Raw genomic sequence first — 12,696 nt, 5'->3', positions numbered from 1 at the left:
GTGAAACAGGGGTGTCTGGATAATTTCTCGCTACAGGCCGAGTTTTCCACCGCCAGTCCGTTGCTGGATAACACCGCGATTGACCTGCAAAACGGCGCCAGGCTGATGCTCTATAACGATCAGGATCAGGCGATTACCTTTAACCGTTACGATGACTTTGCCGCACTGAATAACGTGAATGAGGTGACCAAAAATTTCACTGCAAAACTGAGTGCGATCCCCGGCCGGGCGCTGTCTCTCGGGCAGTTTGATGCGTCAGTGATCGTCAAAATTAATTATTACTGACAGCCGATAAGAAACGGAGAATGACATGCTAAGAACGGCAAAATTACGGGCGCAGGCACTTGAGGAACCGGTTTATACCGCACAGGCACCCGAACTTATCGCTGAATCCGAGATCAATGCTCTGCTGCAAACCCTGCGTGAAGATGCCGGATTAAGTAAAACAGAACTGGCCAGACGGCTCGGGGTCACGCCGCCAGCCATTACCCGTCTGGAAAAAAGGCCCGCACAGGCCAGTTTCTGTACGCTTTCCCGGTATGCACAGGCCTGCGGATTTCATCTGTATCTCTATTACAAATAAATAGGGTCAGAAACTCTTTTTGAATATGCACAGGGCAAATGGCGACTGATTACTTTCTATCAGCAAGGTATTGTCGTCATATTTTTTCAGAACCAGGGTATCGGTATGACCACTGAGGAAAAAGCTGTTCATCAGCAGCAGGGATGAAATCCCCCAGTCCATATCATCAACACTGTCGATGTTTATCTGGCGACTGGTCAGTGAATACGTGTTGGTACTTTTGCTTTCGTGAACATAGTGATAATAAATGTTCCTCAGCAATGTTTTACGTGCAATCAGATTGCCATCCTTGTCGTATAAGTACCCGGTTCCACTTAATGAAACTAAAATTTTGTTTCCATCAAGGAAGCTGAAATACAATGTACTGACCATTTTGGCTCTCTGATTATCATACCGTGCTTCTACGATCATATTTCCCCGGCACGGTATATTTACCGGAAACGCATTCTGATCTGCAGGGGATAAAATCTCATATAAAATGAATAGCAACAGGGCAGTCGCCGGAAGAAGAGTCAAGAGAATAGTCTTCCTGCCATAGAACATATTTTTCTTATTACTTGTCATGCGTGGTCCTGTCATTTGTATAATAGCTTATGCAAATGTTAGCCTTGTCATTATCGTCGGTGCTGCATTGCGCCATAAAATCACGGACTGAACCGGTGTTTATCGGTGACGAAAAACGCTCGCTTTGGAATATTAAAATATCGCCTGACTTACAGGGAATATTCTTGTCCTTAAGAAATTGACTGGCCAGAGTAATAAACTCACTTCTGCGGGATAACGTCACCGGTGCGGTTGAATACAAATCACAAACGCCGGACCATGCGATCTTCAGTTCCGCTTTCGGGTCACGTATGCCATTGTGCAGAATCAAAAAGACCCATGCCGTCAGCGCAGTAGTGACTAACAGAATGATCACAAAGCCTTGCTGATGCTTGTCGCGACGGAAGCAGGGTTCCTTATCGGCGCGCGGGAACCGGGGTGCCGCTGTAATAATCTCGTCAATATACGGCGCTGTTTTCTGCCGGACTTCCGGTGTCGGGACAGTCTCGTCACTGATACAAGGTTCAATGACAATCTCTTTCCGGATGGTAAAGCCAACCTTGGGCACAGTAACAATAAACTCATTAAGATAGCCTAACGTAACCATCACTTTCCGTAATTTACTGATGCAATGATTGAGGTTGTTATTACTTGCCGTGAGGCCGTAGTCATCCCATACTTTCTTAAAGAATGTTTCACGGTCGACAACCATACCCTGCTGTTCAATGAGCAATAATAATATCCTACGTGCAGGATTCGATACTGCGATCTTACTTTCTGAATCGCCTCGTAATGAAAGAGAGTTATCCTCCGCATTGAAGATAATTTGATTTTCAATCAGATAATTCATATGCATCTCACGTCTCCCTGTTTAGAATATCCTGCTTCCGCATCACTTCAGGTAATTAGAACAATGCGCACCCTGTCGGATTTTTCATTTATATATCGCATGACAGGACCGCCAGTATAAACCGTTCTATTTTAAAAACAGATTCCTGTCGTAAATGTTTACAGACAAGTCATTTTCATGAGGGAGATCGTGTGGCGTCTGAACAGATATAAATCACGTACGGATTTTTAGTAGTACGTGATTTACGGAGGATCATTGCAAATACGGGCTGACAATATCCACGTGCTGGCGATCAAAGTCGACAGCAATACGGGCGCCCAGTGGCAGCGTCAACATCGGATGGGTATGGCAGCAGTCAAAACCATCGACCAGCGGGATATCTTGTCCGTTGAGGACTTCCCGCAGCACATCAGCGGGTTGTCTGCCTGTTCCTGCAGGGTTAAATAATTCATGTTTACCGAGCACAATGGCACCCACGCGATCGAAGATGCCATTGAGTTTGAGCATCGAAAAAGAACGTTCCACCGTGGCGATATTTAGCAGGCTGTCTTCAATAAAAAGAATATCGCCCTGACGGATTTCCGGCATATAAGGGCTGCCCCAGATGCCTGACATTGTGTTCAGATTGCCACCGATGACTCGCCCCTCAACGCGACCCTTGCCGAGAAAACGGCAGGTGTTGGCATACAAGGTTTTCGCTCTGACCGGGGTTACATCATCCCAGTTGAGTTTTTCATCTGTCCAGAAAGGCGGCAACGCGTAGCGGTAAGGCGTATTGCGGCGGGTCATCAGGATGTCAGCAAAAGAGGCATAGGTCTCATCCACCAGCGGCGGAAATTCGCCAAAAGAAGCCACCAGAGCCGGACCGTAAAAGGTGATCAACCCGGTTTGCGCATAAATCCCGGCCAGCAAGGCCGTCGTATCGGAATAACCCACAATAATTTTTGGATCGGCGCGCAGTGCATCGTAATCGAGATAAGGCAGCAGGGAATTCGAGTTATTACCGCCAATTGTCGACATCACACAGCGTACCTTCGGGTCACGGATCAACTGATTCAGTTCCTCCGCGCGTCCGGCGATGGAACCCGAACGATAGTGATCAGATTGTCCGGTGAGTGCACCCGCTTTCAGTACAAATCCCTTTTCTTCCAGGAATTTTTTCCCGCGCATAAAACGGTTTGGCGCTGTAGCGGTAGCGGGGGAAGAAGCAGAGAAAAAACCAATGGTATCGCCGGTTTTCAGGGCGGGCGGGAACAGCGGGGTGTCTGAAGAGGGCATATTACATCCTATAAATCTGCTCAATGTTCAACCTGCAATGTATCAGCACAAATACAGGTTGAACAGGGGCTTACAGGATAAAGCGTCAGATCAGTGGCCGGTGACAACGTCCTCAGGCTGCGTTTTTTTGCCAAACAATTCATTCACTTTGTTCTGGCGCACGAGGATAGCCATCGCAATCACGCCAATGATGGCGAGGCCGCTCGACAGGATGAAGGCTGACTGATAACCGCCGCCGTACTGGATTAAAAAGCCGGTAATGCTCGGGGATAAGATGCCGGCGAGATTCGCCAGTAAATGCACGAAGCCGCCAGCCGTTCCGATACGGTGTGCCGGAACGATATCCTGCAACAGTGACCAGCATGCCTGCGGTGTCATGTAAGCAAAAATACTGGCGACGGTGATCAGCGAGACGGCACCTGCGGTATTGCGGGTGTAGGCCGTCATCAGCACGCAACCGGCAGCAATAATCAGACCGGCGAAAATCACGGCTTTACGTGAGAACAGAAAATTGCCGGTACGGCGGTACAGCATATCCGCGACAATCCCGCCGCCAATAAAGCCGGCAGTGGCGCCCAGCCAGGGCAGAATACCGATAATGCTCATGCTCTTAATGTCGAGATGCTGGAAGTCAGTGAGATAGCTTGGCAGCCATGACAGGAAGAAATACTGAATGTAGTTGAAGCAGAAAAAGGCAGCGGCCACGCCCAGCACAGGTTTAGAAAATACGTAGTACCACAGGCTGTGCGCGTCTTTCTCTTTCAGGCCAGTTTTCACCGGCGTGGCCGGGCGATCGCTGGCAATCAGCTGTTTCTCCTCCTCAGAGACGCGCGGGTGCTGTTCAGGTTTATCGCGGAACAGCGTCATCCACGCCGCCAGCCAGACAAAGCCCAGCGCGGCAATCACCACGAAGGCGATACGCCAGCCAAAGTGCAGCCCGACCAGCCCGACAATCGGTGCGGCAATGGCGGCGCCCAGCGGTTGCCCGGCATTGGTGAAACCGACGGCGCGCCCGACCTCTTTACGCGGGAACCAGTTAGAAATCGACTTGTTGGTCGTGGTCCCCATCGGGCCTTCACCGATACCGAACATAACCCGCACCACCAGCAGATGTGCGAAACCGGTCACCAGCGCAGTTGCGCCGCAGAAGACTGACCAGAAAGCGGCTGCGACGCCGAAGACTTTGCGCGGGCCGAATTTATCTGCACTCCAGCCGCCGATAAAACAAAACAGGCAGTAGCCGATAAAGAAGGCGCTGAACAGGATCCCCATCTGCGCATCATTGATATGCAGATCGCCCTTAATCAGCGGTGCCATCACTGATAACGCCGCGCGATCGAGATAGTTGAGCATACCGGCAAAGAACAGCAGCAGGGCGATCACGACACGATAATTGGATTTATGCATGGACGGCCTCCGCGGTCAGGGAAAGGGAATGCTGGCTGACCAGGTATTTTTGAATGACCGACGGCGCAGGCTCAAAGCCGATCCCCGGCATCTCCGGCAACAGCATGTGTGGCGCGAAATTCAGCTGCGGATAAAGGTTTTCCTGCCACTGAATGTAAGGCACTTCCAGACTCACGCTGTCATCGAGAGTCGCCACCAGCTGTGCGGTCGCCATCAGCCCTGCGCCGTAATAGAAACAGTGAGGAACCACGCGGATATGATATTGCTTCGCCAGCGCAAACACGTTCAGCATGGCGGTAATGCCCCCCACTTTACTGACACTGGGCTGGGCGATATCAATCGCGCCGTGTTCGAAATGCTCAACGAAGCCCTGAACGCCTGCGGCATTCTCTCCGGCGGCGATCCGTGTCCCTTGTTTGCGGACGTCAGCCAGGCCGGCTAAATCATCCGGCGGCCAGACCGGTTCTTCCAGCCAGCCCAGATTGAGTGAACGTAAGGCCTGAGCCTGTTCAGCCGCTTCTTCCACGCTCCACGGACAATTCACATCCACCATCAGTTCGGCATCGGCGGGCAATATCTCTCTGGCGGCGGCGATGGCGGGATAGTCAGTTTCATGCAATTTGATGGCGCGAAATCCGGCCTGATAAGTGCTCAGCACTTTCGCCGCCACCCGTTGCGGATGGTTGCCATAACTGACCAGACTGGCGTAAACCCCGATTTTCTGGCGCTTCGCCCCCAGCAATTGCCAAAGCGGCTGGTTCCGCGCTTTGGCCAGCAAATCCCACAGCGCGATGTCGATAGCAGAAAGGGCAAACATCACAGGGCCGGTGCGGCCGAAGGCGTGAAAGTTAATCTCGGCCTGCTGCATCAGCGCGGCGATTTCCTGCGGACTTTGCGGACAATGCTGGCCGAGGAAAAACCGTCCGACCAGCCCGTTTAACGCGGTTTCTGTCATCGGGTTACAAAGGTGCCCGAATCCTTCACCCCAGCCGTGTAAGCCTGTATCGGTACTGATTTTTACCAGCAATGTTTCCATTCTGGTGAGTTCGGGAGACGCCGCGTTATAGGCATCCGTTTGTGTCTCTGGTGTTTTTTCCCTGCCGCTGCTGAAAGGGATGGCAACGCGCAATACCTCAATTCTGGTTATTTTCATGAGACTTTCCTGTTTTTGTAGGGCTTCTGAGAAACTTATCAGCCTAAGGAATCAGTCTAAAACGCAGGGAATAAGGCCGTTAACGGACGTCAGCCTAACTTTTAATCAGGATTAAACGGGAATTTTGTGCAAATGAATGAAGAGGTGAGAAGTGAGTCACGAAAGTGGGGTATGCAGGATTCAGAAAGCAAAAAACCAGCCGTTAAGCTGGTTTCTTTAAATAGGGTGCCCGGACTCGGACTAACGCCGCAGGCGTTTGAACAACGGCTATGCCGTTGGCCCGCAGGGCGAGCCTGTTAAGGCGAGTCATCGAACGACGTTCGATGGAGAGTCCGTAGCGCAGAAAGCAAAAAACCAGCCGTTAAGCTGGTTTCTTTAAATATGGTGCCCGGACTCGGAATCGAACCAAGGACACAGGGATTTTCAATCCCTTGCTCTACCGACTGAGCTATCCGGGCAACGGGGCGCATTAAACCGTATTGGGCCTGTGCCGTCAACGGCTTTGTCATCTAAAACAGATAAAACGCGTTCGTTTGCTGTCTTTTCATTCAAAAATGCTGAATTCTCTGTTCTGAATACGCCGGATGTCAGGAAAGTGCGCCATGTTCACGGCAGCGTGCCACATTCAGGACATCTTCTGCCAGACGACGTGCGACTTCCACATCGTTCAGCTGGCGCTTAACCAGCAATTTACTCAGGCAGCCTTCGAGGATCAGTTCCATCTGCTGAGCGACCATTTCCGGGTCATCCGAGCCCATTTCCTGCAACAAAGAAAGTGTGTAGTCGTACGACGCCAGTTTTTGTTGTTCGGCGAGCTGGTGGATGGGCGCATCGCTGTCAGGGAAAAACGTACAGGCCGCGATAAACAGACATCCCGGATAGCGTTGCTGGCGCACCTGCTCATCCAGCACCTTATAACGTGCCAGTAGTTTCTGCGGCGCGGAAAGCGTCTCATCGAGCATCAGCTGATGACGCCAGATTTCAATTTGTTCGCCGTGATAACGCAGGCTGTCATACAGCAGGGCTTCGGCATCCGGCCAGAAACGGCGCAATTCATTGAGCGGAACGTCGACCAGTCCGGCGACAGTTTCTAGTGACAATGTTGCAAGGCCACGTTGTTCCAGGAAATTAAGCGTTTTATCGAGAACTTGTTCACGTAGCACGTTTGCCTCCTCACTATTGGCGTACTTCAAAATGTAGTGTCGTTTACGGGCGGGCTTTCTGCAAATGCGCGCTGAATTCCTCTGCATCCATAAAACCCGTCACCCGGGAGTGTGGCAACTCATGGCCATCTGGCCCGAAGAACACAATCGTCGGCAGGCCAAGCACGTTCAGGCGTTCTAATAACGCTTTTTGTTCAGGGGAATTTTGGGTGACATCCGCCTGTAGCAACAGGGTATCAGCCAGTTCATTCTGCACTTCTGGTGCTGAGAAGGTATATTTTTCGAACTCTTTACACGCCACGCACCAGTCAGCGTACAAATCCAGCATCACGCGCTTACCCTGTGCGGCCTGAAGCGCGGTATCCAGTTCTGTGACATTATGGATTTTCTGGAAATTCAGCGCATGCGCCTGCGTCGTCGTGTTACCGGCTGGCGCAAACGCCCAGTCCTGCAACGGACGGCTGACAATCATCGCCGCGGCGAGAAACGCAATTTGCAGCGCGCGTATCAGGCCACGCTGGCTTTTCAGGCTGAGTAACAATGCCCAGCCGAAGAACGCAACGCCGAGCAGGCTCCACAAGCGCAGACCCCAGACATCGCCAATCACACGTTCGAGCAGAAAAACCGGCAGCGCCAGAATGACAAAGCCAAACCCTTCTTTAACGTACTGCATCCACGGCCCGCTGCGCGGCAGTAATTTATTGCCGAACATGGTAACGATAATCAGCGGAATGCCCATTCCCAGCGCATACAGATACAGCGTGCCAGCACCCGCCAGCAAATCCCCGCTCTGAGCGATATACAGCAGGATGGCGCTGAGCGGCGCGGTGGTGCAGGGCGAGCAAATCAGCCCCGCCAGCGCACCCATAATAAAGACGCCGGGCAGCGAACCGCCTTTTTGTTCGTTACTCCATAGCGCCAGACGGGTTTGTACCGACGAAGGAAGTTGCAGGCTGAAGGTGCCAAACATCGACAGCGCCAGCACAATGAACATGACAGAAAGCACAATCAGCACCCACGGGCTTTGCAGCGCAGCCTGGAACTGCAAGCCTGCTGCCGCGACGACCATGCCGAGCAGCGTGTAGGTCAGCGCCATCCCCTGAACGTAGACCAGCGCCAGCAGGAAAATTCGCTTCATGCTGTGAGGGCGCTGACGCCCGAGAATGATGCCGGAAATCAGCGGATACATCGGCAGCACACAAGGTGTAAAGGCAATACCCATGCCGATCAGCAAAGCCCAGAGCGGAGAGAAGGGCAGTGGCGTGGATTGTTTTTCCGGCGTCGCGATCACCGCTGCGGGTTCCGTTGCCGGCGCGCTGGCGCGTGCGGGTTCCGCGACAGGATTCAGCGGCACCTCGCGGGTTTCCGGCGGATAGCAGAATCCTGCGGCGGCGCATCCCTGATAGGTCACACGCACGGTGGCATCGGCACTGGCTTGTCGCAGCGGGATCGTCAGGTTCAGGGCATTTTCATACACTTCGCTGTCACCAAAAAACTCATCATGATGATCACGGCCTTTCGGCAGCAGGTATGCGGCGAGTTGGGCATTTTTCGGTTCTAGTTCAATTTTGCTGCGATATAAGTAATAACCCTCGCGGATTTGCCAGTTCAGTTTGAGGTCGTGACCTTGCTGCTGAAAGTCAAAGCTGAATGCCTGATCCACCGGCACAAACTGCGGTGCGGCGGGTTTGCCAAATAAAGACGCGTTTGCCTGAAGCGGCAAAAGACACAGGCTGCAAAGCAGAAAGAAAAGTCGAAAAATGCGGTGATCCATGCGGAGTAAAATTCTCTTTGTCGCGGCAGATGAACAGCCGCTGAGTGAACCGACAGAAGATGCGCGCGGCATCATGCCATAACGCGTTAATGAAAGGTGAGTATACCCTGAGCAGTCGCTGAGCAGAAAGCCCCGCTGTGCTTAACGGGGGCCGCAGCCCCCGGAAAACTGTCAGAGAATAATACTGCCGAAACCGAATCCGAAAAGTACCGACAGGAACACGCCGATGGTGCCGGGAATAAAGAACGGATGGTTAAAGACGAAGCGGCCGATGCGGGTCGTGCCGGTGTCATCCATCTGCACGGCAGCCACCAACGTCGGGTAAGTCGGCAGAATGAATAAGCCAGAAACGGCCGCAAAGGAACCCACGGCGGTCAGCGGCGACACACTCAGCGCCAGCGCCATTGGCAGCAGGGCTTTGGTGGTAGCCGCCTGCGAATACAACAGGGCAGAGCTGAAGAAGAAAATCACCGCCAGCAACCACGGATGCGCCTGGATCAGGCCGCCCGCGGTCTCTTTAATCCAGCCGAGATTGGCCTGCACAAAGGTGTCGCCCAGCCACGCCACGCCGAGGATACAAATACAGGCGCTCATGCCGGATTTAAAGGTGCTGGATGTCAGAATCGCGTCGGTATCAATGCTGCAAAGCAGGGTGATTAACGTCGCCACGCTGAGCATGATAATCAGGATGGCGCTGTTGGTGGTCATCACCGGCTGCGCGACCCAGCCCAGACTCGGGCTGTTGATGACCGCATACGCGACCACCGTCAGGACACCGAGCAGGAACAGTAACACCGAGAGTTTGGCACCGCGTTTGATCTCCGGCACTTTATCGCCCCGCAGCTGAATCAGCCCTTCTTCATAACGCTTGAGATACACCGGGTCATTGGACAGTTTCGAGTCAAAACACCAGCTGACCATCAGTGACATCAGGATCACGGCGACCAGCGTGGCGGGGATCATCACCATCAGCAGATGAAGATAACTCACGCCATGACCTTCCATGGTGGAAGCCATATACACCACGGCGGCGGAAATCGGCGAGGCGGTGATCGCTATCTGCGCGGCTACCACGGCGGTTGAGAGCGGGCGACAAGGCTTAATGCCCTGTTCTTTAGCCACTTCAGCAATGACCGGTAAGGCGGAAAGCGAGATATTGCCGGTGCCTGCCATAATTGTCAGAAAGTAGGTGACGATCGGCGCGAGGATCGTGATGTGTTTCGGATTGCGACGCAGCAGTTTTTCGGTTTGCTGCACCAGATAATCCATCCCGCCCGCTACCTGCATGGTTGAGATCGCCGCGATCACTGCCATGATGATGGAAATGACGTCAAACGGAATGGTCCCCGGTTTAACGCCAATCAGCGCCAGCACCAGCACGCCTAGTCCGCCCGCGAAACCAATGCCGATGCCGCCAAGGCGCGCACCGAGGAAAATCGCCGCCAGTACAATAATAAATTCGATAATTAACATGGTTGTCCGTCCATATTCCCAGCACTCCTTAAGGAATTGATAATTAATTGTTATGTAATTGTTGTGTCATGCAAAGTAAAAAGGCCCGCTGTTCCGCAGAACAACGAGCCTTTAAAAGGTCATCCGTAAAGTCTGTTACTGTTCATTTTCATCGGTATAGCGTTTGGCCTTGTAGGCCGGATGTTTCAGGTTTTCGATAGAGAAAATGTCATCCAGCTCGGCTTCGGTCAGCAGGCCGCGCTCAAGCACGACTTCCCGGACGCTCTTCCCGGTTTCCGCACAAATTTTGCCGACGATATCGCCGTTGTGGTGGCCGATGAACGGGTTCAGATAAGTGACGATCCCGATCGAGTTGAAGACGTAGAACTCACACACTTCTTTGTTGGCGGTAATGCCGTTGATGCATTTTTCCAGCAGATTGTAGCAGGCGTTCGTCAGGATATGCACTGACTCAAACATCGCCTGACCAATCACCGGCTCCATCACGTTCAGCTGTAACTGGCCCGCTTCCGCTGCCATGGTGACGCACACGTCGTTACCGATGACTTTGAAGCACACCTGGTTCACCACTTCAGGAATAACCGGGTTCACCTTGGCGGGCATGATGGAAGAACCTGCCTGCAATTCCGGCAGATTGATTTCATTCAGACCGGCACGCGGACCGGAAGACAGCAGGCGCAGGTCGTTACAGATTTTCGAAAGCTTCACCGCCAGACGCTTCAGCGAGCTGTGCACCATCACGTAAGCGCCGCAGTCGGACGTCGCTTCGATCAGATCTTCCGCCGGTACGCAGGCCAGATTGCTGACTTCTGCCAGTTTCTCTACCGCCAGCTGCTGATAACCTTCCGGCGTATTCAGACGGGTGCCGATAGCCGTCGCACCGAGGTTCACTTCCAGCAGTAATTCGCCGGTGCGCATCAGGTTGCGGGTCTCTTCTTTGAGCAGCACGTTAAACGCGTGGAATTCCTGACCGAGAGTCATCGGAACGGCGTCCTGTAACTGGGTGCGGCCCATTTTGATGATGTTTTCGAATTCTTTTGCTTTACGCTCAAAGCCGTCACCCAGCTGGGAAATGGCATCGACCAGTTTCAGCAACGAGGCATACACCGCGATACGAAAACCGGTCGGGTAGGCGTCATTGGTGGACTGACATTTGTTGAGATGATCGTTTGGATTGAGGAACTGGTAATCGCCTTTCTGGTGTCCCATCAGTTCCAGACCGATGTTCGCCAGCACTTCATTCGTGTTCATATTTACCGAGGTTCCCGCGCCGCCCTGATAGACGTCGATAGGGAACTGGTCCATGCATTTGCCTTTATCAAGCACTTCGTCGCACGCCTGAATAATGATATCCGCAATATGACGTGGGATGGTGCGCAGCTCTTTGTTGGCCAGCGCCGCCGCTTTTTTCACCATCACCATGCCACGTACAAACTCAGGGACATCGCTGATCTTGGTGTTGCTGATATAGAAGTTTTCAATCGCCCGCAGGGTGTGAATGCCGTAATAAGCTTCTGCTGGTACTTCGCGCGTGCCCAGCAGGTCTTCCTCGATACGAATGGTGTTTGACATGAGAACCTTCTCTTCGGTACTAAAACGTTATGCGATGTTTAAAATTATGTTACTTACTGTGGTGAATTTAAAACGATCAACCGTTGTTTTCGCAACGAAGGCGATCATATGCTGCTTCAGACGAATTGCACGTACTAAGATCACTATCCTGCCCTATTACTGTGCAAGTTTTTAGTATCTGTGAGAATTCTCACAAATCATTTACCCGCTCAATTAAATCAGGTCTGACGCTTGAAATCCTGATGATGAAGCACCATCTCAGTGTAGTCAGCCTGCATTTCTTTGAATGCAAAGATCCCGAGCAGGCACTTATTCAGGGTTTGGAATGCCTCTGCGAAAGAGCGTTCGGAGCCACATTACAAGGAGAATGCGGTGCGCTGGTTACCGTTACTACTGTTATTCCTGCTGGCTTACATTGAAATCACCTTATTTATCAAGGTGGCTGCGGTTGTCGGTGTTGCCACCACATTATTGCTGGTGGTATTCACCTCCTGCGTCGGTGTTTCTCTGGTGAAAAATCAGGGCATGAAAACCTTTATGCAGTTGCAGCAAAAACTGGCTGTCGGTGAAAGCCCGGCGGCTGAAATGGTCAAAAGTGTTTCGCTGGTGATTGCCGGTTTCCTGCTGCTGGTGCCGGGTTTCTTTACCGATTTCCTCGGCTTGCTGCTGTTATTGCCGCCCATCCAGAAACGACTGACGCTTAAACTGATGCCGCATCTGAACATTGTGCGTTCCGGTGGCAACTGGGGAAGCAGCGCGCCAACGGGGAATACCTTCGATGGCGAGTTCCAGCGGACGGATGAAACGCAGGAACGTCTGGTTTCACCAAAAAAAGATGACGACACAGAGCACCGCGATCGCTAATCTCTGTGGCCTTGATTGTTAAGACATTGTTGGGAA

Annotated in this window: 11 protein-coding genes, 1 tRNA gene and 1 pseudogene; 3 read left to right on the top strand and 10 right to left on the bottom strand. The window is 52.3% G+C overall.

Features of this window, described 5'->3' with window-relative positions; genetic code table 11:
* Together EYY67_RS23125 and EYY67_RS23120 are read left to right on the top strand one after the other, a co-directional pair.
* Positions 1-285: pseudogene (locus EYY67_RS23125) on the top strand (fimbrial protein); the annotation flags it as partial.
* 25 nt (positions 286-310) lie between these two features.
* Positions 311-583 carry a helix-turn-helix domain-containing protein gene (locus EYY67_RS23120; RefSeq protein WP_095923729.1) on the top strand — a complete coding sequence of 91 codons (273 nt, stop codon included), beginning with the start codon at positions 311-313 and terminating at the stop codon, positions 581-583.
* A 6-nt stretch (positions 584-589) separates the two neighbouring features.
* On the opposite strand, the gene EYY67_RS23115 is transcribed toward EYY67_RS23120, so the two are convergent.
* The 10 genes from EYY67_RS23115 to aspA form a co-directional block, all read right to left on the bottom strand.
* On the bottom strand, positions 590-1,147 hold the full coding sequence (locus EYY67_RS23115; RefSeq protein ID WP_131694465.1) for a FidL-like protein: 558 nt from the start codon (positions 1,145-1,147) through the stop codon (positions 590-592).
* Positions 1,137-1,982, bottom strand: coding sequence for a winged helix-turn-helix domain-containing protein (locus EYY67_RS23110; protein WP_131694464.1), 846 nt, complete (start codon positions 1,980-1,982; stop codon positions 1,137-1,139). Before EYY67_RS23110 ends, EYY67_RS23115 begins: the two co-directional genes overlap by 11 nt.
* Before the next feature lie 246 nt (positions 1,983-2,228).
* Positions 2,229-3,254, bottom strand: coding sequence for a S66 family peptidase (locus EYY67_RS23105; protein WP_131694463.1), 1,026 nt, complete (start codon positions 3,252-3,254; stop codon positions 2,229-2,231).
* A 90-nt stretch (positions 3,255-3,344) separates the two neighbouring features.
* The gene (locus tag EYY67_RS23100) at positions 3,345-4,661 is read right to left on the bottom strand and encodes an MFS transporter (protein WP_095923725.1); all 1,317 of its coding nucleotides are present in this window, start codon (positions 4,659-4,661) and stop codon (positions 3,345-3,347) included.
* Positions 4,654-5,814, bottom strand: coding sequence for a mandelate racemase/muconate lactonizing enzyme family protein (locus EYY67_RS23095; RefSeq protein WP_119823452.1), 1,161 nt, complete (start codon positions 5,812-5,814; stop codon positions 4,654-4,656). Before EYY67_RS23095 ends, EYY67_RS23100 begins: the two co-directional genes overlap by 8 nt.
* A 382-nt stretch (positions 5,815-6,196) precedes the next feature.
* A tRNA-Phe gene (locus EYY67_RS23090) sits at positions 6,197-6,272 on the bottom strand.
* Positions 6,273-6,401: 129 nt separating this feature from the next.
* Positions 6,402-6,977 (bottom strand): division control transcriptional repressor DicD, encoded by a 576-nt coding sequence (gene dicD, locus EYY67_RS23085; protein ID WP_131694462.1) that lies wholly within the window; start codon positions 6,975-6,977, stop codon positions 6,402-6,404.
* Between the two features lie 43 nt (positions 6,978-7,020).
* On the bottom strand, positions 7,021-8,751 hold the full coding sequence (locus tag EYY67_RS23080) for a protein-disulfide reductase DsbD (protein WP_131694461.1): 1,731 nt from the start codon (positions 8,749-8,751) through the stop codon (positions 7,021-7,023).
* Between the two features lie 171 nt (positions 8,752-8,922).
* On the bottom strand, positions 8,923-10,224 hold the full coding sequence (locus tag EYY67_RS23075; protein WP_095923721.1) for an anaerobic C4-dicarboxylate transporter: 1,302 nt from the start codon (positions 10,222-10,224) through the stop codon (positions 8,923-8,925).
* Positions 10,225-10,359: 135 nt separating this feature from the next.
* The gene (gene aspA / locus EYY67_RS23070; RefSeq protein ID WP_014333637.1) at positions 10,360-11,796 is read right to left on the bottom strand and encodes an aspartate ammonia-lyase; all 1,437 of its coding nucleotides are present in this window, start codon (positions 11,794-11,796) and stop codon (positions 10,360-10,362) included.
* A 372-nt stretch (positions 11,797-12,168) separates the two neighbouring features.
* On the opposite strand from aspA, the gene EYY67_RS23065 reads away from it, so the two are divergent.
* Positions 12,169-12,660 (top strand): FxsA family protein, encoded by a 492-nt coding sequence (locus tag EYY67_RS23065; protein ID WP_014333639.1) that lies wholly within the window; start codon positions 12,169-12,171, stop codon positions 12,658-12,660.
* Positions 12,661-12,696 lie beyond the last annotated feature (36 nt).

The sequence above is a fragment of the Rahnella victoriana genome (assembly GCF_004330295.1).
In the GTDB taxonomy this organism is placed as follows: Bacteria; Pseudomonadota; Gammaproteobacteria; order Enterobacterales; family Enterobacteriaceae; genus Rahnella; species Rahnella victoriana.
The sequence above is the reverse complement of the archived record's forward strand: the minus strand, read 5'-3'. Positions and strand labels throughout refer to the sequence as shown.